Origin of the sequence: Rhodopseudomonas sp. G2_2311 (assembly GCF_047501505.1) — a bacterium.
In the GTDB taxonomy this organism is placed as follows: domain Bacteria; phylum Pseudomonadota; class Alphaproteobacteria; order Rhizobiales; family Xanthobacteraceae; genus Rhodopseudomonas; species Rhodopseudomonas palustris_H.
Genome location: NZ_JAZDRK010000004.1, coordinates 125,948 through 152,697 on the forward strand (window position 1 = coordinate 125,948; position 26,750 = coordinate 152,697).

At 66.0% G+C, this 26,750-nt stretch carries 20 protein-coding genes; 9 read left to right on the forward strand and 11 right to left on the reverse strand.

Annotation, left to right across the window (positions count from 1 at the left end; genetic code table 11):
- Positions 1 to 121 precede the first annotated feature (121 nt).
- The 3 genes from VRZ08_RS08325 (at position 122) to VRZ08_RS08335 (ending at position 3,221) form a co-directional block, all read left to right on the forward strand.
- Positions 122 to 1,183 (forward strand): glycosyltransferase family 2 protein, encoded by a 1,062-nt coding sequence (locus VRZ08_RS08325; RefSeq protein WP_414532254.1) that lies wholly within the window; start codon positions 122 to 124, stop codon positions 1,181 to 1,183.
- A 68-nt stretch (positions 1,184 to 1,251) separates the two neighbouring features.
- Positions 1,252 to 2,238, forward strand: coding sequence for a GDP-mannose 4,6-dehydratase (gene gmd / locus VRZ08_RS08330; protein ID WP_414532255.1), 987 nt, complete (start codon positions 1,252 to 1,254; stop codon positions 2,236 to 2,238).
- A complete protein-coding gene (locus VRZ08_RS08335; protein WP_414532256.1) occupies positions 2,238 to 3,221 on the forward strand; it encodes an NAD-dependent epimerase/dehydratase family protein in 984 nt (327 codons plus the stop codon). Before gmd ends, VRZ08_RS08335 begins: the two co-directional genes overlap by 1 nt.
- 21 nt (positions 3,222 to 3,242) lie before the next feature.
- On the opposite strand, the gene VRZ08_RS08340 is transcribed toward VRZ08_RS08335, so the two are convergent.
- Positions 3,243 to 4,520 carry a chloride channel protein gene (locus VRZ08_RS08340; protein ID WP_414532257.1) on the reverse strand — a complete coding sequence of 426 codons (1,278 nt, stop codon included), beginning with the start codon at positions 4,518 to 4,520 and terminating at the stop codon, positions 3,243 to 3,245.
- Positions 4,521 to 4,693: 173 nt separating this feature from the next.
- A complete protein-coding gene (locus VRZ08_RS08345) occupies positions 4,694 to 5,722 on the reverse strand; it encodes an NAD(P)/FAD-dependent oxidoreductase (RefSeq protein WP_107356640.1) in 1,029 nt (342 codons plus the stop codon).
- A 161-nt stretch (positions 5,723 to 5,883) separates the two neighbouring features.
- Here VRZ08_RS08345 and VRZ08_RS08350 point away from each other — a divergent pair, with 161 nt between their 5' ends.
- Positions 5,884 to 6,339: an acyl-CoA thioesterase gene (locus tag VRZ08_RS08350; RefSeq protein ID WP_263989418.1), complete on the forward strand. Its 456-nt coding sequence runs from the start codon at positions 5,884 to 5,886 to the stop codon at positions 6,337 to 6,339.
- Between the two features lie 178 nt (positions 6,340 to 6,517).
- Here VRZ08_RS08350 and VRZ08_RS08355 read toward each other — a convergent pair whose 3' ends face one another.
- Positions 6,518 to 6,838 (reverse strand): 2Fe-2S iron-sulfur cluster-binding protein, encoded by a 321-nt coding sequence (locus tag VRZ08_RS08355; RefSeq protein ID WP_011159492.1) that lies wholly within the window; start codon positions 6,836 to 6,838, stop codon positions 6,518 to 6,520.
- 96 nt (positions 6,839 to 6,934) lie between these two features.
- Positions 6,935 to 7,294, reverse strand: a complete 360-nt coding sequence (locus VRZ08_RS08360) for an Hpt domain-containing protein (RefSeq protein ID WP_164570998.1) — start codon at positions 7,292 to 7,294, stop codon at positions 6,935 to 6,937.
- Between the two features lie 440 nt (positions 7,295 to 7,734).
- Here VRZ08_RS08360 and VRZ08_RS08365 point away from each other — a divergent pair, with 440 nt between their 5' ends.
- The 3 genes from VRZ08_RS08365 (at position 7,735) to VRZ08_RS08375 (ending at position 16,779) form a co-directional block, all read left to right on the forward strand.
- Positions 7,735 to 13,812, forward strand: coding sequence for a negative regulator of septation ring formation (locus tag VRZ08_RS08365; protein WP_414532258.1), 6,078 nt, complete (start codon positions 7,735 to 7,737; stop codon positions 13,810 to 13,812).
- A gap of 424 nt (positions 13,813 to 14,236) precedes the next feature.
- Positions 14,237 to 15,721 (forward strand): amidase, encoded by a 1,485-nt coding sequence (locus tag VRZ08_RS08370; protein ID WP_414532259.1) that lies wholly within the window; start codon positions 14,237 to 14,239, stop codon positions 15,719 to 15,721.
- Between the two features lie 254 nt (positions 15,722 to 15,975).
- Complete coding sequence (locus tag VRZ08_RS08375; RefSeq protein ID WP_414532260.1) at positions 15,976 to 16,779, forward strand: NYN domain-containing protein; 804 nt, start codon at positions 15,976 to 15,978, stop codon at positions 16,777 to 16,779.
- Positions 16,780 to 17,020: 241 nt separating this feature from the next.
- On the opposite strand, the gene VRZ08_RS08380 is transcribed toward VRZ08_RS08375, so the two are convergent.
- From VRZ08_RS08380 to VRZ08_RS08390, 3 genes are all read right to left on the reverse strand, one after another.
- The gene (locus tag VRZ08_RS08380; protein ID WP_263989422.1) at positions 17,021 to 17,914 is read right to left on the reverse strand and encodes an MlaD family protein; all 894 of its coding nucleotides are present in this window, start codon (positions 17,912 to 17,914) and stop codon (positions 17,021 to 17,023) included.
- A gap of 137 nt (positions 17,915 to 18,051) precedes the next feature.
- The gene (locus VRZ08_RS08385; protein ID WP_107345654.1) at positions 18,052 to 18,825 is read right to left on the reverse strand and encodes an ABC transporter ATP-binding protein; all 774 of its coding nucleotides are present in this window, start codon (positions 18,823 to 18,825) and stop codon (positions 18,052 to 18,054) included.
- A 2-nt stretch (positions 18,826 to 18,827) separates the two neighbouring features.
- Positions 18,828 to 19,979, reverse strand: coding sequence for an MlaE family lipid ABC transporter permease subunit (locus VRZ08_RS08390; RefSeq protein ID WP_346295436.1), 1,152 nt, complete (start codon positions 19,977 to 19,979; stop codon positions 18,828 to 18,830).
- Between the two features lie 104 nt (positions 19,980 to 20,083).
- Here VRZ08_RS08390 and dgcA point away from each other — a divergent pair, with 104 nt between their 5' ends.
- A complete protein-coding gene (gene dgcA, locus VRZ08_RS08395) occupies positions 20,084 to 21,079 on the forward strand; it encodes an N-acetyl-D-Glu racemase DgcA (protein ID WP_414532261.1) in 996 nt (331 codons plus the stop codon).
- On the opposite strand, the gene VRZ08_RS08400 is transcribed toward dgcA, so the two are convergent.
- Positions 21,049 to 22,257 (reverse strand): MFS transporter, encoded by a 1,209-nt coding sequence (locus VRZ08_RS08400; protein ID WP_414532262.1) that lies wholly within the window; start codon positions 22,255 to 22,257, stop codon positions 21,049 to 21,051. The genes dgcA and VRZ08_RS08400 overlap by 31 nt on opposite strands.
- A 76-nt stretch (positions 22,258 to 22,333) precedes the next feature.
- On the opposite strand from VRZ08_RS08400, the gene VRZ08_RS08405 reads away from it, so the two are divergent.
- On the forward strand, positions 22,334 to 23,794 hold the full coding sequence (locus VRZ08_RS08405) for a hypothetical protein (protein WP_414532263.1): 1,461 nt from the start codon (positions 22,334 to 22,336) through the stop codon (positions 23,792 to 23,794).
- Positions 23,795 to 23,838: 44 nt separating this feature from the next.
- Here the strand turns inward: VRZ08_RS08405 and VRZ08_RS08410 are convergent, their stop codons facing one another.
- The 3 genes from VRZ08_RS08410 to VRZ08_RS08420 are packed head-to-tail and all read right to left on the reverse strand — an operon-like array spanning position 23,839 to position 26,734.
- Complete coding sequence (locus tag VRZ08_RS08410) at positions 23,839 to 24,834, reverse strand: threonine/serine dehydratase (RefSeq protein WP_414532264.1); 996 nt, start codon at positions 24,832 to 24,834, stop codon at positions 23,839 to 23,841.
- A 47-nt stretch (positions 24,835 to 24,881) separates the two neighbouring features.
- The gene (locus VRZ08_RS08415) at positions 24,882 to 25,937 is read right to left on the reverse strand and encodes a glycosyltransferase family 4 protein (protein ID WP_414532265.1); all 1,056 of its coding nucleotides are present in this window, start codon (positions 25,935 to 25,937) and stop codon (positions 24,882 to 24,884) included.
- Complete coding sequence (locus tag VRZ08_RS08420) at positions 25,937 to 26,734, reverse strand: UDP-2,3-diacylglucosamine diphosphatase (RefSeq protein ID WP_164636744.1); 798 nt, start codon at positions 26,732 to 26,734, stop codon at positions 25,937 to 25,939. Before VRZ08_RS08420 ends, VRZ08_RS08415 begins: the two co-directional genes overlap by 1 nt.
- Between the last annotated feature and the right edge of the window lie 16 nt (positions 26,735 to 26,750).

The following is a 26,750-nucleotide window of genomic DNA, read 5'->3' on the forward strand; positions in this document are numbered from 1 at the left end:
TCGGCCGCTGACCGGCGGGTCTAGCGGGTCCGGCTTTGCAGCGTCAATGCCGGCCGCTTGCATTGCCAGCCCGCCCGCAGTCTAAGTTCCTCCCCCGCCCGCCTTCTAGGGCGGAACAGCAATGAGGGATGGCGTGCCGCCGGAGCAGCCCAAAGTCTCGGTGATCATGCCGGTGCGCGATGGCGAACGCTGGGTCGCCGAGGCGATCCGCAGCGTTCAGAATCAGACGTTCCGAAATTTCGAGCTATTGGTGATCGACGATGGCTCTGCCGATGCGACGCCCGCAATTCTGGCTGACGCGGCTGCAGCCGACCCGCGCGTTGTCGTGCTCACCCAGCACCGGGACGGCTTAGTCGCGGGTCTCAATCGCGGCCTGGCGGCAGCCCGCGCCCCCTTGATCGCCAGGCTGGACGCCGACGACATCGCCCTGCCTGACCGACTGGCCCGGCAGGTGGATTACATGGCGGCCCACCCGGATGTGGTGCTGCTCGGCGGCTGGGCCACCATCATCGACGAGAACGGGCAGCCGAAGGGACGCGAGATGCGCCCGAGCCCGAACGATCTGCGGGCGACGCTGATGAAGAAGAGCCCGTTCATCCATCCGACCGTCATGCTCCGCGCCGAAGCGGCGCGCCGGGTCGGCGGCTATCACGCCGCCTTCGAGGCCGGCGAAGATTACGATTTCTGGCTCCGACTCGCTGATGTCGGCGAGCTCGCGATCCTTCCAGAACTGCTGATCCGCTACCGTGAACACAGCAGCAGCGTCACCCGCACACGACAGCTGCGCCAGATCTACTCCGCCCGCCTCGCCAAGCTCGCCGCCGCCGCGCGCCAAGCCGGGCAGCCCGACCCCTCGGCCGCGCTCGCCGCACCGCCAGAGTGGCATGATGCAAGCCCCGGCCCGTTCGAGCGCGACAGTTCGCGGCTGTTCCGAATGCTGGAGCTGGCCGACCCGGCCGCCGCGGCCCGCATCCCCTCCTCGAAGATCGATCTCGAAGCGATCGCCTCGCAGCTTGGCACCCTGACGGCCGGCGAGCACAAATTCGCGCAGGCGGCGCTGCTCAATCTGTTGCGCGTCAACAAGCTGCCATCTCCGGCCGCCAGGTGGTCCGCTATCCTTTTGCTGGTCAGACTTGGACCGCTCAAGGCGATTAAGGCGGCACGGCAGCTTCGAAACCGCTAAACAGGCGGCATCCGGCGATCTCCGCCCTGTCCGCACGATGACCGAACAATAGGAATAGTCTGACGACCATGAGCAAGACGGCTTTCATCACCGGCATTACCGGACAGGACGGTGCCTACTTGGCCCAGCATTTGATCGCGCAGGGCTACGCCGTTCACGGTCTGCTCCGTCGCAGCGCCTCGGCGGATGGCATGACCAGCCGGTTGAAGTGGCTCGGTATTGCCGACCAGGTGACGCTGCACGATGGCAACCTAACCGACCTCTCCAGCCTGATCCGGCTGCTGACGGATCTGCAGCCAGACGAGGTCTACAATTTGGCGGCACAGTCGTTCGTTAAATCGTCTTGGCAACAACCGCTGCTCACCGGAACGGTAACGGGGCTTGGTGCCGTAAACGCCCTCGAAGCGGTGCGGATCGCCTGCCCGAACGCGCGTTTCTATCAAGCCTCGTCCTCGGAAATGTACGGCTTGATCCAGCAGCCGATCCAAAGCGAAACTACGCCATTCTACCCGCGTTCGCCCTACGCGGCAGCCAAGCTCTACGCCCACTGGATGACGATCAACTATCGCGAGAGCTTCGGTCTGCACGCGTCGTGCGGCATCCTGTTCAACCACGAGTCGCCGCTGCGCGGCATCGAGTTCGTCACTCGCAAGATCACCGACGGCGTTGCGCGGATCAAACTCGGCCTGCAAACCACACTGTCGCTCGGCAATCTAGACGCCAAGCGTGACTGGGGCCATGCCCGCGACTACACCCGGGCGATGTGGCTGATGCTGCAGGAGGACGTGCCGGACGACTACGTAATTGCCACGGGGCGGACCGCTTCTGTGCGCGAATTCTGCGAAATGGCGTTCGGCTGCGTCGGACTCGACATGAACGAATACGTCGTGACCGATCCGCGCTATTTGCGTCCCGCGGAGGTGGATTACCTTCAAGGTGATGCGGCCAAGGCCAAGCGGAAGCTCGGCTGGAAGTTCGAGACCTCGCTCGAGCAGATGATCGCCGAGATGGTTGAGGCCGACTTGGCCCGCCTCAAAAGCGGCGAGCGACTGTAATGGCGGCTGCGGCGCGGCCGTTCCGGATTCTCATCACTGGCGCGACCGGTTTCGTCGGGCTGCATTTGGCCACTGCAATCCGTCGGACGTTTGGCTCTGGCGCCGAGATCATTTCAACCGCGCTTCACGCTGGCAACGATCCGGCCCTCGGCAACGTGATCGCTCTCGACGTCACCGATCCGAGCGCGGTCACCACGACGATTGCCGAGCATCAACCGAGCCACATCGTCAATCTCGCGGCGCTCGCCGCCCCCTCTGCGGCCAATGCGGATCCGTCAACGAGCTGGCGTGTGCATCTCGACGGGCCGCGCAATATCGGACGCGCAATCCTGCAGGCAGCTCCGGCCTGTGTGCTGGTGCATGTCGGTTCAGGACTTGCTTACGGAAAGAACCGTCCGCCGATCCGTCCGACCAGCGAGGACACGGTGCTTGCCCCGACGGATGAGTACGGAGCTTCCAAGGCCGCAGCTGACGTTGCACTCGGCCCGCTGATCGCCAAGGGACTGCACAGCATCCGGTTGCGGCCATTTAATCACACCGGCCCCGGTCAAACCGACGCGTTCGTCGTTCCAGCATTCGCCCGCCAGATCGCGCGGATCGAGGCAGGCCTTGCACCTCCGCAGATGCAGGTCGGCAACCTCGACGGCCAGCGCGATTTTCTCGACGTGCGCGACGTAGTCGCCGCCTATGTCAAGACGATCGTCCGCAGCGACAGCCTCGCGCCCGACACGATCCTCAACATCGCCTCAGGCGTGCCGCGCCGGATCGGCGACATGCTGCAACAATTGCTCGGAATGGCACGCGTGCCAATCGCCGTGCAGAACGATCCGTCACGGGGCAAGAGTGACGCTGCCGATGTCATCCTTGGCGATGCAAGCCGAGCACGATCGATGCTCGACTGGCGGCCGACCATCGCGTTCGAGCAGACTCTTGCTGACGTGCTCGATGATCAAAGATCCGAGGTCGCCAAGACCGCAAAGTAAAGCGTGACCGAGCCGCGTGGGCTAAGCTGCTGGCTGCTGCACAAAACGCTTGGCGAGCGCGTGGTAGATCCCTTCCTCGGCGATCAGCCGTGAGGTCGCGTAGGCGATCAGGGCGGCGGCCATCAGCGGGATCACCATCGCGTGGTTGTCGGTCATCTCGATCACGATGACGAAGGCTGTGATCGGCGCCTGCACCACGCCGGAGAAATAAGCCACCATTCCGAGCAGCATGATCGCCGCAATCGGCGTTGCTGGAAACAACGTCGCGACGTTGCTGCCAAGCCCGGCGCCGACGGCGAGCGAGGGCGAGAAGATGCCGCCAGGCAGGCCGCTGACGGAGGACAGCGTGGTTGCGAGGAATTTCAGCACGCCGAAATCTTCTGGCAGCGCCGTGCCGCTCTCCAGCGCCGTCTTCACCTGGCTGTAGCCGGTGCCATAGATCGTATCACCGGAGACGAAGCCGCAAACTGCGACCGCCAGACCGCAGAGCAGCGCCACGATCAGCGGACGACGATTGAACGCCGTGCTGGCGCCGGCTGCCACAACACATCGGATGAACAGGCCGCCGGCCACTCCGCCAACGATTCCGCACGCGGGAATGGCCAGCCAGTCGATGCCGCCGCGCAGTCCCATCGCGCTGGTGCCGAAATACGTGTAGTTGCCGAGCAGAGCGATGGACGTCAGGCCGGCCGCCACCACCGCAGCAATAATCAGCGTGCTCGATCGCGTTTCGAATGAGCGGCTCATTTCCTCGATGCCGAAGATGATGCCCGCCAGCGGCGTGTTGAATGCCGCGGCAACGCCGGCCGAGGCGCCGGCCAGGATCAGCCCGGGCTGGCGGCGGGGCGAGAAGCGGCCGAGCGCGAACATGATCGAAGCGCCGATCTGCACGGTCGGCCCCTCGCGGCCGACCGAGGCACCGACCAGAAGACCGAACAGCGTCAGCAGGAATTTGCCGATCGCGATCCGCAGCGACACCAGCTTGGCCCGCGCGGTCTGGTCGGTGAGGCGCCGCGCCGCGATCGCCTGCGGGATGCCGCTGCCCTGCGCATTCTGGAAGAAGCGGTTGGTCAGATACACCGACAGCAGAAAGCCGAGCGGCGTCACCAAAAACGGCAGGTAACGCGAGTGTCCGAGGAATTCAGAGAATAGAAGTTGCGCCCAATCGGCAAGCTGCGCCAGCGCGGCCGCCGCGGCGCCGACCACGACGCCGCCGAGCAGAAAGATCGCCCGCCGCCGCGACCGCGTGGATGCGATGATCAGGATGCGTTTGTGGCGATGGGACAGAGCGAACTTCATTGCCGTGATCAGCAGCTTGGAAAGGCTTGAATGAGACGTCTTTCTTGACGCGCATCGCTCAGGCAAGTCCAGCGCATACCGGCGTCACTTTGACGTGACCTACGCGGGATAGGCCCCCAAAACAAAAGAGCGCGCCGACCGGCGCGCTCCAAGGATCAAATAAGCCGGCGTTCTTAGTTCACGCCCAGCTTCTTCTGCAGATTGGTGGACGAGGTGGTGTACTGGAACACCACGCGCTTGTCCGGGTAGACGTACTTGACGGCCTTCTGCGCCATCAGCGCACCCTCATGGAAGCCCGAGAGGATCAGCTTCAGCTTGCCCGGATAGGTGTTGATGTCGCCGATCGCGAAGATGCCGGGGACATTGGTTTCGAACGTGCCGGTATCGACCGGGATCAGGTTGTTCTCCAGATCCAGGCCCCAGTTGGCAACCGGGCCGAGCTTCATCGTCAGGCCGAAGAACGGCAGCATCGCGTCGCACTTGATCTGCGCGGTCGAGTTATCGTTCAGCTTCACGGTCGCGCCGGTGAGTTGGCCGTTGTCGCCCTGCAGCTCGGTGATCTGGCCGATCTTGAGATCGAGCTTGCCGCTGGCGACGAGCTGACGCATCTGCTCCACCGAATGCGGCGCGCCGCGGAAGTCATCGCGGCGATGCACCAGCGTCATGCTCTTGGCGATCGGGTTGAGGTTCAGCGTCCAGTCGAGCGCGGAGTCACCACCGCCGACGATCAGGATGTCCTTGCCGCGGAAGTCTTCCATCTTGCGGACGGCGTAGTGTACCGAGGTGCCTTCGTAAGCTTCGACGCCCGGCACCGGCGGACGCTTCGGCAGGAATGAGCCGCCACCAGCCGCGACCACCAGCACGGTGCATTCGAACACCTTGCCGGCGTTAGTGGTGACGCGGAACCCGGGGTCTCCGATCTTCTCGACGTTTTCGACCATCTCGCTGAGATGGAAGGTCGGATTGAACGGCTTGATCTGCTCCATCAGCGCTTCGGTGAGGCCATGGCCGGTCACCATCGGAATGCCGGGAATGTCGTAGATCGGCTTCTCCGGATAGAGCTCGGCGCACTGGCCGCCGACCTTGTCGAGAATGTCGACGAGATGCGCTTTGACGTCCAACAGGCCCAGCTCGAACACGGCGAACAGTCCGCACGGACCCGCGCCAACAATCAGCACATCGGTTTTGATCGTTTCGGTCATCTTTGTTTTCTTTGTCAGTTGAAGATGTTCGGACGCGGGCGGTCCGGTCGCGGCCTGTCTAACCAAGGCCGGCAGGGGAGAAAAGACATAAATGGATATTGGTATCTTGTTCTAGCGCAAGTTTTGCGTTCAATGGTTCTAAAAAGCCCGGAGAATGGCCCTTGACCGCACGATCTCGTGACCACGCGCTGCCGCAGCTCGCTGATTTCCCCTTCCGTCTCGCCGACAACGTCCGCTTCGCCGACCTCGACCCAAATAACCACGTCAACAACGCGGTTTACGCCAGTTATTTCGAGACCGGCCGGGTCACGCTGATGAAGGATCCGAACGCCGGACTGATCCCGCCGGGACTATCTTGGGTGCTGGTGCGGCTGGATATTCACTTTCGCAGCGAACTGCACTGGCCGGGCAAGATCGAGCTCGGGCTCGGCCTGGTGAAACTCGGCCGCACGTCGACGCATTTCGATCAGGTGGTGTTTTCCGAGGGAGTCTGCGTCGCCTCGGCGCGCGCCGTAACCGTGCTGGTCGACGAGACCAGCCGTAAGCCGACGCCGCTGACCGAACAGATCATCACCAATCTCGGGCCGTGGTGGCGCCGCGGCATCGAACACGATTGATATCAGCGGCGCTGATGCTGAGTTTTGAAATCAGCCGAGACAAAATGGGCTGCGCGCGCCCAACGAACCGGGCAGCCGCCGCGCTGAGCGCGGCAGGCTTAGTTCTGAGAAACAAACTCATACGAGAGACTGTCGCGCAGCAGACCGCGCGACACGTCTTCGATAGCAATAGCGGAAATCAGGCTTGGCGTTCGGGCGTGGTGACGATCAGCCCGTCGAGTTCGTTCGAGACCTTGATCTGGCACGACAGCCGCGAGTTCGGGCGCACGTCGTAGCCGAAGTCGAGCATGTCTTCTTCCATCGGCGACGGGCCGCCGACCTTCTCGCGCCAGGCTTCGTCGACATAGACGTGGCAGGTCGCGCAGGCGCAGGCGCCGCCGCATTCTGCCTCAACGCCAGGGATGGCATTGCGGATCGCCGCTTCCATCACCGTAGCGCCTTCTTCGACTTCGACAGTGCGGGTTTCACCGGTGTGATCAACGAAGTTAATCTTGGCCATGATTGCTCGTCGGACGCTTTGCTCGTTTTATGAATTATGGGCTGACGCGCCAGTCCTATAGCGTCTCGGCCGGCGTTCCGCCAGCCGTTACGCCTTTCAAAAGCCAGGACGAGTCGGGTTGAAGCGGTCGTCGATCGCGGCCCGGGCATGATCGACCGCAGCTTCCAATACGGCGAGCGGTTCCGCCGCATCCTCGCCGCGGCGCAAGGCGTCCTCGAGACTCGCGGCGGCTTCCGCCACGGCGAACGCCCCGATCGCGCGGGCCGAACCCTTCAACGTGTGCGCGAGCGCGGCGGCGTCGGCCGGCCAGGAGGCGAGCAGCGCCATCAGGCTCGCGGCCTGCGCGGTGAACAGCAGCAGCACTTCGCGCTCGAGCGCGGCGTCGCCCAGCGTCATCTTATAAAGATGCGCGTCATCGATCGGCTCGAAGTCCGGAACCAGCGGCGGCGATGGCATCCATTCGATCCGTTCGACCTGTATCGGCACGTTCACCTCGGCACAGAATTGCGGTTTTCCACATCTCGGCAATCCAGGCCGAGAAGCGAACCACGAGTCTAGTTAACGCATCCTTGCAGGTGCAGCCGCACCGTTTTGGCACAACGTCGCCGAGTTGCCGCGATGATGTCGCTAAAATGCCACCGTTACCGCTCGGGCCGGTAGGATTTTTGCGTCCTCCGAAGGGCTTAGCCGGGTATGCCGTTAACGATGATTAAGAAAGTCTTAATCCGAACCATTTCATTCGCGCGATCGAGCCAATAGGATGTTTCAGGAAGTGGCGGACAAAAGCGCGGTGGGAATGGGGTTCAACTTCGCCGTGCTGGGGGAGCACCGAGGGGCCTTTCTGCGGTCTCCACTGAACCGACGTCCCCGGATGCGTAACAAGGGCGTAAATCAAGATGGCGAACAATCCTAAGAAGATCAAAGATCCGACCGAAGTCGCGCTGTCGGCGATTCAGGAAGCCCTGAATATCCCCGACGCGCCTCCGGCCGGTGACGATCAGGCCGCCGGGCCACAGGAAAGTGTGCCAAATTCGGACAGCCCCGAGCCCAGCTTCTCCGAGCTGACGGAGCTGGCCGGGGAGCCGCGGATCACCCCGCCGGCGCCGAGCTTCGAGCCGGCCGCCGAGCGCAGCTTCGCCAGCCGCCCCGCCAACGACGACCGCGAAACCATCGGCCAGCTGCTGCAGTCGCTGCAGAAGGGTCGCACCACCCGTAACGTCTATACGCTCGCCACCATTTTCGCCGGCGTCTGGGTGTTCGGCGGCATCATTCTCACCGTCAGCTTCCTGCCCGCCCTGCAGGCGCTGGTCGGCCAGGGCAGCGGCGGAACGCTGGCGCTCGCCGGCCTTGCCGCGCTGTTCTTCGCGCCGGTGATGCTGTTCTATTTCCTCGCCAGCCTCGCCTGGCGCGGCCAGGAGCTGCGGATGATCGCGCAGTCGATGGCGCAGGTCGCGATCCGCTTTTCCGAGCCCGAAATCGCCGCCAGCGACTCGGTGGTAACCGTCGGTCAGGCGATCCGCCGCGAGGTCGCCGCGATGGGCGACGGCGTCGAGCGTGCGATTGCGCGCGCCAGCGAACTGGAAGCACTGGTCGCGAACGAAGTGTCGGCGCTGGAGCGCGCCTATTCGGACAACGAAGTACGTATTCGCGCGCTGCTGCAGGACATCGCGCATCAGCGCGACAACCTGGTCGGTCAGGCCGAGCAGGTTCGCAGCGCCATTTCCGGCGTGCAGATCGACCTCCGCCACGACATCGCGCTGATCTCGGACGCGATCGCCAGCCGCGTCGACGAAGTCGCCAAGAGCATCACCAGCGCCCTGGAAGAGCGCGGCGCCCACATCACCAGCGCCCTCAGCCACGCCGGCGACAACATGATTCTCGCGCTCGGTGAGCGCGGCGGCGAACTGCTCGACCGCCTCGAAGAAGCCAGCTCCGAGACCACCCGCGCGGTGCTCGACGCCAGCGAGCGGCTGACCACCAGCCTGAACTTCAAGACCGGCCATGTGCACGCCGAGTTCGTCGAACTGGCCGACCGCGTGCATGACATGATGAACGAGCGGCTCGACCGCATCACCACCGATTTCGAGCAGCGCTCCTCGACCATCATCGACGGCATTTCGGAGCGCACCGAGCAGGTGCAGGATTCGCTGAAGAACTCCGGCGACTCGCTGCTGCTCGAACTTGAGCTGCGTAGCACCGATCTGGTCAACAAGATCGACGACGCCGGCCATCGTCTCGCCGATCAGATCCTGACCAGCGGCGATAAGGCGAGCGAAGCGCTCGACGTCACCGTCAACACGCTGGTCGCCAAGGTGGTGAGCCAGACCGAAGCGACCCACGACACGCTCAGCATCCAGATGAGCGCGTTCGACGACCTGGTGAAGCAGCAGGGCACCGAGCTCGCCGAGAAGTTCGCGCGCGACAGCGGCACGCTCGGCGCACTGATCACCCGCCACATCTCCGAATTCGACCGCACCGTGAAGACGTTCGGCGGCGAGATCGTCGAGCGGATGGGCCAGCGCACCCAGGACATCAACGAGACCCTGAAGACCTACGTCGACAATTTCGATCAGCGCGTCGCGAGCAGCTCCGGCGAAATCACCGCGCGGCTGGACGACCGTCTGCATCAATTCGAAAGCCTGTTCGACACCCGCGTCGGCAGCCTCGACGGCACGATCGACAACCGCCTCAAGTCGCTCGACGACACCGTCGGCAATCATCTCAACTCGCTCGAACGCATCCTCGACACCCGCACCGAAGCCGTTACCGGCAACATCGACGGCCGCATCGAGAAGCTCGCCTCGACGCTGTCGACCGGCGCAGCGAACGCGGTGGAAGCGATCGACTCGCGGATCGTGCAGCTCAGCACCACGCTGTCGACCGGCACCTCGAGTGCCGCGGACATCATCGACGGCCGCATCGCGACGCTGACCACGACGCTGTCGACCGGCGCCGCGAACGCCGTTGAAGTGATCGACGATCGCATCACCACGCTCACCACCACGCTGTCCACCGGGACGGTGCAGGCGATCGAAGCGATCGATTCCCGGCTCACCCACCTCACCCACTCGCTCACCGACGGTACCGCCCAGGCGATCGACGCGATCGACCGTCGCATCGGCGCGGTCACCGAGACCATCGACAGCCGCACCGCCAATCTCAGCACCACCGTCAGCGCACGCTTCCAGGAGATCCACGACGGCCTGGAGAATCGCGTCACTGCGGTGATCAACGACGTCGACCTCCGCGTGTCGCAGTTCGAAGACCTGCTCGGCTCGCGCATCGAAGCGGTCGCCGGCCGGTTCGAGAGCAGCGGTCGCGAGGCCAGCGAGATGCTGATGGCGCGTGCCGAAGAGCTGTCGCAGGGCATCAAGACCAACGTCGCCGACGCCGAACGCACCCTCACCCATCTGGTGGTCAGCACCAGCGACACCATCCGCAGCAGCACCCAGTCGGCACGCGACTCGATGCTGTCGGTGTCGAACGATGTCGGCGCCCAGCTGCAGGTCACCTCGGCGGAGATCGAACGCGCCCTCACCACGGTCGGCACCACCGCGGCCGCCACCGTCGTATCGAGCGCGACCGAAGCTCAGGCCAAGCTCACCATGGTGTCGAGCGAAGCCGCGATGCAGTTCCGCTCGCTGTCCGACGACATCGAACGCACGCTGTCGGCCGCCGGCACCGCCACCGTCGCCACCGTGCTGGCCGGCGCCCGCGAGGCCCAGACCACGCTGGTCGCGACTTCCACCGACGTCACCACTCAGGTGAAGTCACTGGCGTCCGACATCGAGCGCACCCTCAGCGAAGTTGGCGGCCACGCGGCTGCGTCGCTGCTCGGCAGCGCCCGCGAAGCGCAGAGCACGCTGACCTCGACCTCGACCGAAGTCGCCACCCAGGTGAAGTCGCTCGCCTCGGAGATCGAGCGCAGCCTGACCGAAGCCGGCGGCAGCACCGCAGCGTCGGTGCTGAGCAGCGCTCGCGAGGCCCAGACCGCCCTCACCACCACCTCGGCCGACGTCGCCAATCAGGTGAAGTCGCTCGCCGTGGACATCGAACGCACTCTCACCGGTGCCGGCGATACCACCTCGGCCTCGGTGCTGGCGAGCGCCCGCGAAGCTCACGCCACGCTGGTGTCGGCATCGTCCGAAGTCACCGGGCAGATCCGCTCGCTGTCGACCGACATCGAACGCACGCTGTATGCGGCCGGCAACGCCACCGCCGAAGCCGTGCTCAGCGGCGCCCGGTCGGCGCAGTCCACCCTGGTCTCGGCCTCGGAAGAAGCCTCCGACAAGGTCAAATCGCTCAGCGACGACATCCAGCGCACGCTGGTCGCTGCGTCGTCGGAAGCGGCCAACCAGGTCACGACCCTCACCGCCGACGTCGAACGCCGGCTGTCCGCTTCGGGCGCCAACACCATCGAGACCATCGTGGCCGGTGCGCGTGAAGCGCAGAACACGCTGGTGGCAACCTCGACCGAGGCCGCCAACCAGGTGAAGTCGCTGGCCAGCGACATCGAGCGCACGCTGACTGCCGCCGGCAGCGCAACCGCCGGCACGCTGCTGGCCAGTGCGCGCGAAGTCCAGACCACCCTGGTGTCGACGTCGACCGAGTCGGCCGATCAGGTCCGCTCGATCGCCGCCGATGTCGAGCGCACGCTGGTGGCTGCCGGCCGCAGCACCGCCGACTCGATCGTGGCGAGTGCTCGTGAGGCGCAGACTTCCCTGGCCACCGCGTCGGGCGAAGCCGCCAACCACGTCAAGTCGCTGGCGATCGATGTCGAGCGTACGCTGACCAGCGTCGGTGCCGCGACTGCGTCGACCATCCTCGACAGCGCCCGCCAGGTGCAGTCGACGCTGACCACCAGCTCGGTCGATGCCGCCAGCCAGATCAAGGCGCTCTCTGCCGAGATCGAGCAGACGCTGTCGGCTGTGACCGCCAACACCACCGACCACATCCAGGTCAGCGCCTCGGCGGCCCAGGCCACCTTGGTGGCGATGTCCAACGAGGTCAGCGCCAAGATCAAGTCGACCTCGGCCGACGTCGAGCGTTCGGTGTTCGCCGCCAGCGGCAGCTTCGGCTCGACCATCACCGCCAAGAGCGAGGAGATCGTCGGCTACGTGCAGCAGCAGGCCGAACGGCTGTCGCTGATCATCGACGGCAAGCGCGGCGTGCTGGTCGAAGCCATCGCCGGCAAGACCAACCAGCTCACAAATGAAATCGATCGCGTCACCAGCGATGCGCTGAACGCCATCGAGTCGCGCGGCAAGACCTTCTCGAACTCGATCCTGACCAACGGCACCGAAGTCGCCCGCTCGATCACCGGCGCCGGCGATCTGGCCACCAATGCGATCAACAAGTCGCTCAAGGACCTCGACCTCGCGTCGCGGTCGGCGATCGAACAGTCGCGCCAGGTCTCGATCACCGCGGTTACCGAGATGCAGGAGACCAGCAAGATCCTGCGCACCGACACCGTGGCTCTGTTCGAGCGGCTGCGTGAAGGCAACATCCTGCTGCAGGAAGTGCTCACCGGCGCCCACGAGAACCTCAACTCGCTGGAGCGCGCGCTGGTCACCCGCGTCGCCGACTTCGTCACCACGATGAACGAGGTCAACGCCCGCAGCGGTGCCGCTACGCAGACGCTGGAAGACCAGCTCACCGGCTTCCACACCAAGACCGCGCGGGCGCTGGAAGATCTCGGCGCACTGTCGGCGCAGTTCGAAGCTCACGGCCACGCTCTGGCCGAGGCTGCCGACCTGCTCGAGCACAGCAACCGCCAGGCCTCGACCTCGGTCAGCGATCGCAAGGAAGCACTGGAATCGCTGGTCACCACCCTCGATCTGCGCACTGCCGATCTCGACCAGCGGCTCGGCCGGTTCACCAGCCTGCTGGATGAATCGCTCGCCGCCGCCGAGGAGCGCGCCCGCGACGTCGCGCGGATCGTCGCCGAAACCGCCGGTGCCGGCTCCGCCAGCATCACGCAGCAGTTCGAAGCGGTGCGCAGCGCCGCCGAGCAGGAGCGCCGTCTCACCGTCGAGGCGATGCATCAGGTCTATAAGCAAGGCACCCAGGAAGCCGACGCGCTGTTCAAGCAATCGGCCGATCGCTTCACCTCGATCGTCCAGGGCATCAAGCAGATGGCCGCCGAGATGCAGCACGAGCTCGAATCCACCCGCGAAGAGCTGCGCCGCGGCGTGCTCGAAATCCCGCAGGAGGCCGCCGAGAGCACCGCGCAGATGCGCAAGGTGATCGTCGACCAGATCGAGGCGCTCGCCGAGCTCAACCGCATCGTCGCACGCCACGGCCGCGGCATGGACGTGGTGACGCCGACCCGCGCCGCCACCGCGACCACCCGCGAGGAAGAGCCAGTGCTGGCCACCGCCAGCGTTGGACGTGCCGAAACGGTCGCCGCCCGCCCTGCCCCGCGCAGCCGGGAATCCAGCGCCGCGACGCTGCCCCCGCCGGACCTCGGCATGCCGGTCGGCCCGCGCCGCACCGAAGCGCCGCCGGTCGCGCCGAGCAACGCCGACCAGGGCCGTGACGGCTGGCTGTCGGAGCTGCTCAACCGCGCCGACACCAGTGCCGAGCGCGAGCCGCCGCGCGGCCGCGCCGCCCAGCAGGCGCAGACTGCGATGAGCGGCAATCCGCTGGAGTCGCTGTCGCTCGACATCGGCCGGCTGATGGACCGCAACCTCGCGCTGGAGATGTGGGAGCGCTATCAGCGCGGTGAGGCGAAGTCCTTCACCAAGCGGCTCTACACTCCGGCCGGCCAGAAGGCGTTCGACGAAGTCGCCCGCAAATATCGCAGCGAGCGCAGCTTCAAGCAGACCGTCGACCGCTACATCGCCGAGTTCGAGCGCCTGCTCGACGAGGTCGCCCGTGACGACAACGCCCCGCAGGCTCTGCGCGGCCACCTCTCGTCCGAGACCGGCCTGGTCTACACGTTGCTGGCCCACGCAGCCGGACGGCTGGGCTGATCGGTTGGCCTGGCGGCGACAAGGACGCCATAACGATTCAAGCGGAGGCCTCGCGCCTCCGCTTTTTCTTTGCCCGATGCACACCGGCCTCCGGGGCAAACGATCCCAATTGCCAGCGCCCAATAAAGTGGGCCGGCCTTTCGCTGCATCTGATTACCAGACGACGTGTTTTTGCCGGGACGTACTCACGCGCCGGCAACCACGGCAGACACTTTACCGCTCCGCAGGCGGATATCGGTCGATCCCGAGGATCGCTTCTCGCGCGGCGATCGCTTAGTTTGTCTTACAAGTAATCAATCGGCTCACCTCGGCTCCATTGCCCTCAGCCGAAGTGAGCAAGCGGCCCGCAGCATTCCGCCGGTCGCTCGATATCGACGCGTGCGTCCGTTTCGGCGTTCTGTTGTTGATCGCTCAGAGGCCACCGATGCCCTGCTCCCGCCGCTTCATCTTGAAATCGACCGCCGCCTGCGTGGTCGCCTCCGCAATTCCCGGTTTCGTCACCAAGGCTACCGCTGCACCAGATCTCGCCCGGCTCGACGCGCTGGCCCAGGCCGAGCTCGTCCGCAAACGCGAGGTCACCGCGCTCGAACTGGTCGACGCTGCGATCCAGCGCATCGATCAGGTCAACCCGAAGCTCAATGCGGTGGTGACCGCGATGTTCGACCGGGCGCGCAAGGCCGCCCGTAAGCCGCTACCCAACAGTCCGTTTGCCGGCGTGCCCAGCCTGGCCAAAGACGTCAACGACTACAAAGGCGTCCGCACCACCTTCGGCTCCCGACTGTTCGCCGACAACATCTCGACCAAGACCGAGCCGCTGCTGGCCGCCTATGACCGCGCCGGCATCATCTTCGTCGGCAAGAGCAACACGCCCGAATACGGCTTCCTGCCGACCACCGAGCCTTTGCTGCTCGGGCCCTGCCGCAATCCCTGGAATACCGAGCATTCGACCGGCGGCTCATCCGGCGGTGCCGCAGCGGCCGTTGCCGCCGGCATGGTGCCGTTCGCCCACGCCAACGACATCGGCGGTTCGATCCGGATTCCGGCGTCGTGCTGTGGCGTTTTCGGTCTCAAGCCGAGCTTTGGCCGAATCGAGCTCGGCTATGCCGACATCTCCTGCGTGATGGTGGCCGATCACATGGAAACGCGCAGCGTGCGCGACAGCGCGATGGCACTGTCGATCACCGAAGCCACCGGCCGCAAGGCGGCCTTCGCGCCGATCGGCTACGTTTCCGGCCCCGGCAGCAAGAAGCTGAAGATCGCGCTGACGATGGACAACGCCCTCGGGGCGGCGCCGGCGCCCGACGTCAAAGCGGCGATCGAGCGTAGCGCGAAGCTCTGCGCCGATCTCGGTCATGAGGTCATCCCGGCCGCGCATCCGCTGGCCGGCGATCACCAAATCATCGACGCCTACATTGCCCTGTTCGCCACAGACGCGGCGGCCCTGGTCAAGCTCGCCAGGAAGCGCGGGTTTGATCCTTCCTCGGTGCTGGAGCCGTGGACGCTCGGCAACGCCGCCGTCTTCGAGAAGCTGCCGAAGGACGCGGTGCAGAAGGCGCTCGCCTATCGACAGGAGATCGTCCGCCGGCTCGATGCGTTCTTCGCCAAATACGATGCGTGGCTGACTCCGGTGGTCGATCGCGCGCCGCCGAAGCTCGGCGAATTCGCCCCTACCGTCCCCTACGCGACATTGCGCGAGCGCTCGCTCGCCTACGCGTCCTACACGGCTCTGCATAACTTCGCCGGCACACCGGCAATGTCGGTACCGCTGTTCTGGAACGACGCCGGCTTGCCGATCGGCAGCCAGTTCTCCGCCGCGCGCGGCGGCGAGAAGACGCTGCTAGAACTGGCGTATCAGCTCGAGGCTGCGCAGCCCTGGGCCAGCAAATACCCGCCGGTGTTCGCCGGATAGCTGCTTTCTGAATCTACTGCTGTGGTCGGCGGCGCGCGGGCGCGGCTGTTCGACGCCAGCTGTGGCAGGTGCAGCTCGGATGAGCGCAACAGGAGCCGGACTTGCGTCGGGAACGGCTTATGCGGATGTGGGTGCGCTCGTCTGCGCTATAGTTTGATTTTCGTTGGGCCTTTGATGAAACCGGGCGATTGCACTATCTCGTCTCCCACCAAGACGCCTTACAGTTTCTGGGCCACCTCAGTCTAGGACGCACCATGCCTTCTGAACACCGCTCGCCTCGCCTTGCCGTTCTGATCGATGCGGATAACGCATCCGCCAAGATCGCGGACGGACTGTTTGAGGAGATCGCGAAAATCGGCGAAGCCAGCGTTCGCCGGATCTACGGCGACTTCTCCACCTCGCGCTCGAAAGGCTGGGCCGACATTCTGGCGAAACACGCCATCATCCCGCAGCAACAGTTCGCCTACACCACCGGCAAGAACGCCTCCGACATCACGCTGGTGATCGACGCGATGGACCTGCTTCACAGCGGCCGCTTCGAAGGCTTCTGTCTGGTCTCGTCCGACAGCGACTTCACCCGCCTCGCCTCGCGGATTCGCGAGCAAGGCGTCGATGTATTCGGCTTTGGCGAACAGAAGACCCCGGAGAGTTTCCGGCAGGCGTGCCGGCGCTTCGTTTACACCGAGAACCTGATCGCCGGAGCGAGCGACAGCAAGGGTACGGCGTCGACGGCGAAACCGCTTCAGCCGCCGAGCGCGGCCACTCCGATCATCGAGCGGGTGATCAAACAGATGGAGAGCGAAGACGGCTGGGTATCGCTCGGCGAAGTCGGCAAGCACCTGTCCAATCTGGCTTCCGACTTCGATCCCAGAACCTTCGGCTTCCGCAAGCTGAGCGACCTCGTGCGCAAGACCAACGCGTTCGAATTGGAGCATCAGGGCGGCCACGCGATGCGGATTCGCCTGAAGCCGCACGGCACTCCGGCCGACAAGCCGGCATCCCCGAGGAAGCGTCCTGCAAGACAGGACACGCGCCGCACCGGCGGGGCTACGTCCTGATCGTTCAACGAGGATCGCGGATCAGCTTGGCGTGCAGATCTCGCTATCAGCAAGCGTCGCACGGACGCGCGAAGCCGCATCCGTGCTTTGAGACGTCAGCGGGCGCGCTGAAATCCGAGAGCATCGTTTACGATCGAAGTGGGACCATTCTTCGGCGCGCTCGCGACTTTATGGTGAGGAGCGGCGAAGCACTGTCTCGAACCATCCGCTGCGAGTTGATGAGGGCTCTCCCGGAGCCGCCTTACTGCTGTCGGCGGCGCGGCGGGCGCGGCTGTTCGGCGCGGGCGGCGGTGGGCGGCGCTGCGGCCGGCTGCTCCTGCTGAGCGGTGTTGCTCGGCCCGAACAGCACCCGGGTCGGGTTGCGGTCGAAATTGTTCACCGCGCGGCTGATGTCGGCGAGCGTGCGGCGGCCGTCGAGGATAAGGGCGCCGGAACGCTTGTCGAGATTGTCGGCGAGTTCGCGGAACGACTTCACCGCTTGGAACAGCTCGCCGCCATCCTTGCCGCCGGCCAGCGCGTCGATGCCCTGCATCACGCTGTCGGTCTTGGCGATCACGCCGTCGACCCGCGACATGATGCTGTCGATCTTGTCGGAGCTGCGCGCCAGGCTCGAGGTGAAGGTCTGCAAATTCTCCAGCGAGGTCTTCACCGACTCCTGGTTCTCGGAGACCAGGCGGTTGACGTTGCGCAGCGTCGCTTTGATCGACTCGGAGATGTCCTGCAGCAGCTCGGGATCGGCGGTCAGCACCGGGGTGCCGTCGTCATCCAGCGGCACCGGCGGCGCGGTTTCCGAGCCGCCCTTCAGCGAGATCGCGGCGACGCCGGTCAGGCCCTGGAATTCGAGGCCGACCTGGGTGTCCTTGCGGATTGGTGCGGTGTTCTCGACCATCGCCAGCGCCACCACGCGGCGCGGATTGTCGAGCTTGACCGACACCACCTCGCCGACCCGGACGCCGTTGAAATTCACGCTGCCGCCGTTGCGCAAGCCGGAGGCCGCGCCTTCGAACACCACCCGCAGCGGGCTGCGCGCCTTGGTGGTGTGCAGGCTCTGAAACCACAGCACGAACCCGAACGCCGCGGCGATCACCGCGAGGGTGAACGTCCCGATCAGGAAGTAATTCGCACGCGTTTCCATTCGCCTCTACTCCAAACCAATCTGCGGCGCCGCCGGCTCATCAGCCGCCGCGCCACGCGGCAGGCTTTGAGCGCAGAATGCGGAAGCAAAACGACGCAGCCGCGGTGCGGCGGTCGAAATTTCCTGACGCGCCCCGATCATGGCGAACCGACCACCGCGCGGGCGCGCTTGCCGTGAAAATACGAACGCAGCCACGGATGCTGCGAGGCCTGCATGTCGGCGATGGTTCCGGCTGCGATCACCTTGCCATCCCCCAGCACCGCGATGCGGTCGCAGGCGGTGTGCAGGCTGTCGAGGTCATGGGTTACCATGAAAACCGTCAGGCCCAAAGTCCGCTGCAGCGTGCGCACCAGCTCGTCGAAATCGCCGGCGCCGATCGGGTCGAGGCCAGAGGTCGGCTCGTCGAGGAACACCAGCTCCGGATCGAGCGCGAGGGCGCGGGCCAGCGCCACGCGCTTGATCATGCCGCCGGAGAGTTCGGACGGATAGCGGTCGATCACTTCCGGCTTCAGTCCGACCATCACCAGCTTGGCGATGGTGATCTCATCGAGCAGCCGCTGCGACAGCTTCAGATATTCCCGCACCGGGAACTGGATGTTCTGCCGCACGGTCAGCGACGAGAACAGCGCGCCCTGCTGAAACAGGATGCCCCAGCGCCGCTCGACACCGCGCCGCTCGGACTTGCTGGCTTTGTCGAGATCGATACCGAACACCTCGATGCTGCCGCTCAGCTTCGGCACCAGGCCGATGATGGTCCGGGTCAGCACCGACTTGCCGGCGCCGGAGGGGCCGACAAAGCCGAGAATCTCGCCGCGCCGGACGTCGAGATCGAGCCCGTTCAGTACCCGCGTCGCGCCGAACTGCACGGAAACGTCGCGCACCCGGATGATCGGATCGGCCGCACCCGTCATCGTCAGATTCCAATTCCCGCAAAGAAGATCGCGAACACGCCGTCCATCACGATCACGAAGAAGATGCTCTTCACCACCGACGCGGTGGTGTGGCTGCCGAGCGACTCGGCGCTGCCCTGCACCGCCAACCCCTCGACGCAGGCGACGATGCCGATCACGGCCGCCATCACCGGCGCCTTGATCATGCCGACGGTGAAATGATCGATCGAGATCGCATCGCGCAGCCGCAGCAGAAACGCTTCCGGATCGACGCCGCCATACAGCCAGGCGACCAGCCCGCCGCCATACAACGCCGCCATCGCGCCGAGGAAGGTGAGGATCGGCACCGCAAGCACCAGCGCGATCAGCCGCGGCACGATCAGCACGTCGATCGGATCGAACCCCATGGTCCGCAGCGCGTCGATCTCCTCGCGCATCTTCATCGAGCCGAGCTCGGCCGTGTAGGCGCTGCCGGACCGGCCCGCCACCATGATCGCCACCAGCAGCACGCCGAGCTCGCGCAGCACCAGCACGCCGAGCATGTCGACCACGAACACGTCGGCGCCGAACTTGCGGAAATGAAAGATGCCCTGCTGAGCGACGATGCAGCCGATCAGAAAGGTGATCAGCAGGATGATCGGCACCGCGCGCCAGCACACCTGCTCGAGGTGGTGCACGGTCGAGGTCAACCGGAACGAGGTCGGCCGGACGATCACGCGCAGCACGCCGGCCATCACCGCGCCCATCATGCTGATCAGCGCGACGATGTCGTCGAAGAACGCGTACATGGTGCGACCGAGCCGCTCGATCGGCGCGCGCAGCGATCCGCCGCGGCGCGGCGCGGGTCCGGTGTCGCCGACCTGACGCACCTCATCGACCAGGCTGGCATAGTTGGTCGAGAGCCCGGCGATCCGCGCCTCGGTCCCGTCCTGACCGAGATTGCGCCGCATCCGTTCGATCAACCACGCCCCGAACGTATCGAGCCGCGAAATTCCGGAGACGTCGATGAAGACGTTGGGCTTGGTCTCGCCGATCTTCTCAGCTTCGGTGACCAACCGCTCCAGCGCCGGCGCGAACCGCGCGGTCCATGTTCCCGAGGCGCGCAGCGCCAGCTCTTCGCCACGCGCGATCCGTTCGAGCGACGGACCGCCCTCCAACGCTATCTGCTGTGTCATTTTGAGCCAATCCGGGTTCGAACGCCGCCTTGCGGGCCAAGCTCATTACCAGCCATACTTGTCAGCTCCGGGCAACCCTCGGTTTGAGCTGACAAGGCCTGCAAATGAACTCCCTGATAGCGCCTGAACTGACCGGGCGCATCGAACGCTGGCCGATCGCCGGCGCTTTCACCATCAGCCGCGGAGCCAAGACCGAAGCGATCGTCGTGGTGGCCGAGCTGCGCAGCGGCGACCACGTCGGCCGCGGCGAATGTGTCCCCTATGCGCGCTACGGCGAGACCCCGGAAGCGGCGCTCGCCGCCCTGGAGGCGATGCGCGCGCCGCTGGCGGGCGGTCTCGATCGCAGCGCGCTGCAGGCCGCAATGCAGCCCGGCGCCGCGCGCAATGCACTGGACTGCGCGCTGGTCGATCTCGAAGCCAAGATCAGCAGAAAGCGCGCCTGGGAGCTGTTCGGCAGCGCCGCGCCACGCCACGCCACCACCGCCTACACCATCTCGCTCGGCACACCTGAAGCGATGGCCGAGGCGACCGCCAAGGCTGCGGCGCGGCCGCTGCTCAAGATCAAGCTCGGCGGCGACGGCGACGACGCACGGATTGCGGCGGTACGTCGCGCCGCGCCGAATGCCGAACTGATCGTCGATGCCAACGAAGCCTGGACGCCGGACAATCTCGCCCGCAACCTCGCCGCCTGCGCCGACGCTGGCGTGACGCTGGTCGAGCAGCCGCTCCCGGCCGGGCATGACGAGGCGCTGGCCACCATCGCGCGCCCAATCGCAGTGTGTGCCGACGAGAGCGTGCACGACCGCACTTCGCTCGCCGCGCTGCGCGGCCGCTACGATGCGGTCAACATCAAGCTGGACAAGACCGGCGGCCTCACCGAAGCGATGGCAATGGCGCAGGACGCGCAAGCGCTCGGCCTGCAGATCATGGTCGGCTGCATGGTGGCCACCTCGCTGGCGATGGCCCCGGCGATGCTGCTGACGCCGTTCGCCCGCTTCATCGATCTCGACGGCCCGTTGCTGCTGGCGCGCGATCGCGATGACGGCCTGCGCTACGACGGCAGCACGGTCTATCCGCCCGAACCGGCGCTGTGGGGCTGATCGGCGCTCACCGGCGCAAGCAGCCGGCGACGCATCACCACCAGCACAATGGCACCCGCCAGCCCCATCGCCGCCATCATGTCGTACACGGCGAGGCCATGTCGGGCGAACACCGCGCCGGAGGCAATCGACGCGGCGCTCATGACGAAGCCCGCGGCCGCGGTGTAGTAGCCCTGCCCGCGCGCGATCACATGGCCGGGCACATGGCGCACCAGCAGCCCCATGGTACCGACCTGGGTCAGACCAAAGGTGAAGCCGTGAAGTAACTGCACCACGGTGAGCACCGGCAGCGACGGATCCTGGGCGGTGATCGACCAGCGCAGCACTGCACTCAGTGCGCCGCCGAGCATCAGCCACATCGGCGACCAGGTGAACCGCGGCGACAGCGCGAACACCACGATCTCGGCGACGACGCCGAGCACCCACAGCACCGAGATCGTGGTGCCGCTGAGACCGGCGCCCTGCCAGGCGATCGACGCGAAGGTGTAGTACGCGGCATGGCTGCCCTGGATCAGCGCCGCCGCGACCACGATCGTCAGGAACGTCGGATTGCGTAGCAGCGAGGCGCCGCGCTGCGGCGTCGCCGATTTGGCCGGTGCATCCAGCGGCCGCAAGCCGAAGCCGGCCAGCGCGCCGACCCAGGCGAATGCGACGATCAGCCAGATCAGTTGCTCCGCCGCCACCAGATCGGCCAGCACGCCGCTCACCAGCGCGCCGGCGATGAACGCCGCCGAGCCCCACAACCGCAGCGGCCCATAATTCAGCCCATAGCGTGCCACGGCCTTCAGCGCGTAGCCGTCAGTCAGCGGTACGATCGGCGTCCAGAAGCAGGCGGTGAGCACGAACACCACGAAGATCAGCAGCGGAGCACGTAGAATCCCGAGGAGGGAGAATCCGAGGGCAGTGATCACCGCGGTGATGATCATCGCGGCGCGGATCGCGTTGCGCCGTTCGGCCGCGGCAGTGATGAAAGGCAGAAGCGTGAAGCGCGTCACCGCAGGCGCCGCGACGATCAGGCCGATCAAAGAAGCCTCGATTCCAACGGCCTTCAGCCACACCGTGAAGAACGGCAGGTAGGTGCCGGCGACCGTGAAGCTGGTCGCGTAGAACACGGCGAGCCGCGACGCGAATCGCTTCGCATCCGGTGATGGGATGGGGATTTGTGATTCGGGAGACATCAATTCAATTGCGATTCGACGCGGATCGTGGTGATCGTTATCGTGACGCGCAGTGAATTGTGCAACGAGTCCCTTGATGACCGACGAAGCCTTCGCCCTTTCGCCGATCTCCGCCCGCCCGGTGATGCCGAGTGATGCGGACTACGATGCGATCCGCGAAGCCTTCATGGAGACCTCGCGGGGCCGTTGGTTCCTCACCGAATACGCCAAGCGCAACCGCAACGCCGACACCAGCATGGTGCTCGATGCGGTGGCGCGGATCGAGCAAACCCTCGCCGCGCAGAAGCAGGCCCAGGCCGAAGCCGCCGTGGAGTCGCTGGCGGCGATCCGCGCGGTGATCGGCGAGGCGCGCGCCAGCGTCGCCAAGGCGATCGCGACGCTCCACGACACCGCGACCCTGGTGGCTGCGCATCGCGGTGCCCGCGCGATCAGCGAGGTGGCTTCGACCTTGCGCGAATGCGGCGCCGACTCCCGGATCTGCGATTTGCTCGACCAGCAAGTCGCCGCCATCGACAGCGGCCACCGGCTGGTCGCAGGAATCGATCGCGATGCGATCGACGCAGCATTCGACCGGATGCTGCAGCACGTCGCGGCAATCTCCGGCGTCGCTCCCGAAGCCGCAGCAAACCGGGCCGCGCCGGAGACGACAGCCGCAGCGGCCCCTGCCGCGACACCGGCGACGGACGAGCCCGCCGCTGCGCCGCAGGCCGTCGCTGAGCCCGAAGCCGTCGCGCCGCAGCCGGCCGCGGCGGAGCCCGTTCCAACGCAGGCGGTTGCGCCGCAGGCCGCCGCTCCCGAGGCGGCAGAACCGACTTCCGCTCCGCAGGCGCAAGCTGCCCCGGCGTTCGTGGTGGTCAAGGGCACGCCGTCGGAAGAACTCGAATTCGTCGAAGCCGAAGACCAGACGCCCGCCCCCGCTGCGGCGGCGGTGGCGCCCGCCGAAGCTCCTGCCGCCGTCAGCGCAGCTGAGCAGTCGGAAGCCGCTCACCTGCTCGACGAGGTGGTGGCGCTGGACGCCGAGGGCCTGGAAGACGACGCGGTGCTCGATCTGGTCGCCCGCGAGATGTCGGCGCCCGAGGTCTCGGAGCCATATCGGCCCGAGGATGATGCCTATGCGGCGGCCGCGGCCAGCACCGCCGCGGAAATCGAATCCGACATCGCAGCACTGCAGCAGGCGCTGAGCGAAGAGATCGCGGTGTCGCCGGAGCCGATGGCGATCGACGACGCACCGGCCTCCGCCGCAGAGGCATTCGAGGCGGAGCCGGAGCCGGAAGCCGCGTTCGAACCGGTCGGCGAAATCGGTGAAGCCGCGCCTATGGAGGCCATGGCCGAGCCGATCGCCATCCATGCGGTCGCTGCACCGGTGACGATGGCGACCGCCACTGTCGCGAGCGAAGTCGCTGCTGCTGCGCCTGCTTCGCTCGGCGCTGCGGCGATCGCCAGCGGCGCGGTTGCGGCCCCGCCGCCGATGCGTAGCGACGCGCTGGTGCCGATCCGGCGGATGAGCCAGGCCGAGAAGATCGCGTTTTTCTCGTAATCAGCGGCTGCGGCGCGAACGCGTTTTCGAAATCAGGCTCGAAATCAGGCAATCAGGCGGCTGAACAGGTCGGCATCGACATTGCCGCCCGACAGCACGATCGCGACGGTCTTGCCACGAACGTCCAGCTTGCCGGCGAGCAGCGCCGCCAGCGCCACTGCGCCGCCCGGCTCCACCACCAGCTTCAGTTCGCGGAATGCGAAGCCGACCGCACGGCCGACCTCGACATCGGACGCCGCAACGCCACCGGCCAGCAGCACGCGATTGATTGCGAAGGTGACCTCGCCCGGGATCGACATCATCAGCGCATCGCAGATCGTGCGTCCACCGGCCGGATTGGACTCGCGGCGCCCCGCCACCAGCGAGCGGGCGTGGTCGTCGAAGCCCTCCGGCTCGGCCGACATCGCCAGCGCCTGCGGAAACCGCGCTTTGACAGCGAGCGCCGTGCCGGCGATCAGCCCGCCGCCCGAGGCTGGCGCCACCACCAGATCCGGCGCGATGCCCAACGCCGCAAGGTCTTCGGCGATCTCGCGACCGACCGTGCCCTGCCCGGCGATCACCATCGGATCGTCGAACGGCCGCACCAGCGTCGCACCGCTGCGCTCGGCGATGGCGCGGGCGATCGCCTCGCGGTCCTCACGGTCGCGGTCGTACAGCACCACCTCAGCGCCATAGCCGGCGGTGCGCTCGCGCTTCGAGGCTGGTGCATCCGACGGCATCACGATGGTGGCGTGGACGCCGAGCAGCTGCGCCGCGGCGGCAACGCCCTGGGCGTGATTGCCCGAGCTGAACGCCACCACGCCGCCGCGCCGGGCCTCTGCCGGGATCGAGGCCAGCTTGTTGAAGGCACCGCGAAACTTGAACGAGCCGGTGCGCTGCAGGACTTCGGGCTTGAGGAACACCCGCGCCCCGGTCGCGGCGTCGAGCGCCGGCGACGAGAGCAGCGGCGTCCGCACCGCAAAGGGCGCGAGCACCTCGGCAGCCGCATCGATATCGGCGACGGAAACAGGCAGCACAGGGGAATTGGTCATGGCCGGCATCTAACGCCGCGCCGCGCGCGCCGACAAGGTGCGATGATACGCGCGCTTCAGGCCACCATCCGATGCGGCTTGGCGCCGTGAGGATGAAGCCGGTCCGCGTCCAGCATCGACACTCGGCGGACGTTGTCGAGGAAGGCGTGTGCCGACGCTTCCCAGGTGTGATCGGCGGCGAACGCCAGGCAAGCCTCGCGCGAGATCTCCAGGGCGCCGAGACACGCCGCGCGCAGATCCTCGCTCAGCACACCAACCGGGGAATCACCGATCACGTCGCGCGGCCCGGTCACCGGAAACGCTGCGACCGGCACACCGCTCGCCAGCGCTTCGAGCAGCACTAGGCCGTAGGTGTCGGTCTTGCTCGGAAACACAAACACATCGGCGGCGGAATAGACCTTCGCCAGCGCCTCGCCCTGCTTGGCGCCGAGAAACACCGCGTTCGGGAAATCGCGTTCCAGCGCCGCCCGCGCCGGCCCGTCGCCGACCACCACTTTGGTGCCGGGCAGATCGAGCGACAGGAACGCTTCGAGGTTCTTCTCGACGGCGACCCGCCCGACCGACAGGAACACCGGCCGCGGCAAGCCGAGATCGGCATCCTGGCGCGGATGGAACAGATGCCCGTCGACGCCGCGCGGCCACAGCACGACGTTGCGGAAGCCACGGCCGCGCAGTTCGTCGGCCAGCGCCGGCGTCGCCGCCATCACCGCATGGCTGGCGCCGTGAAACCGGCGCAGCAGCGACCACACCCAGGACTCCGGGATCGGCGCGCGGGCCGAGACGTATTCGGGAAAACGCGTGTGGAAGCTGGTGGTGAAGCGCAGCCCGCGCTTGCGGCAGTAGCGTCGCGCTGCGAGCCCGATCGGGCCTTCGGTCGCGATGTGGATGCAATCGGCCTGCGCGGCATTGATCAGATGCGCGACCCGGATCGGATTGGGGATCGCGATCCGCAGGTCCGGGTAGCTCGGCAGCGCAACCGTCGGGAACGTTTCGGGCGTCAGAAACACCACGTCGACGCCGAGCGACTTCGCCGCTTCGGCCATCATCGTCAGCGTCCGCACCACGCCGTTGACCTGCGGGTGCCACGCATCGGTCGCGATCAGGATGCGCATCAGGCGGCCCGCGCAGCGACCGTCGGCACCGGCAGATTGCGCTTCAGCAGATCGGTCCAGGTGATGATCTCGAACCGGCCGTCCTCGTGCTCGGCAAGCGCCGTGCAGCTTTCGACCCAGTCGCCGCAGTTCATGTAGTTGATGCCGTGGAAGTCACGGATCGCGGCGGTGTGGATGTGGCCGCAGATCACGCCATCAGTGCCATGACGGCGGGCTTCCTGCGCCAGCGTCTCTTCGAACGCGCCGATGTAGTTCACCGCATTCTTGACCTTGTGCTTGGCCCATTGCGACAGCGACCAATACGGCACGCCGAACCAGCGACGGAACGCATTGACGACGCGGTTGAGCCGGATCGCGAGATCGTAAGCCTTGTCGCCGACATGGGCGAGCCACCTGGCGTTCTGCACCACGAGGTCGAAGATGTCGCCGTGGATCACCAGATAGCGGCGGCCGTCGGCGCCGGTGTGGATCGCGTTCTCGACAACTTCGATGCCGCCGAAATGCGTGCCGTAGTAGTTGCGCAGAAACTCGTCGTGGTTGCCGGGCACGTAGATGATGCGCGCGCCCTTGCGGCCCTTACGCAGCAGCTTCTGCACAAAGTCGTTGTGCGACTGCGGCCAGTACCAGCTCGATTTCAGCGCCCAGCCGTCGATGATGTCGCCGACCAGATAGATGGTGTCGGCATCGTGGACGCGGAGAAAGTCGAGCAGCAGATTGGTCTGCGATCCTCGCGCGCCGAGATGGACGTCGGAAATGAACAGGGTGCGAAAGCGTCGTTCCGGACCGTCGTCGCTCATCGGTCTTGTCCCATCC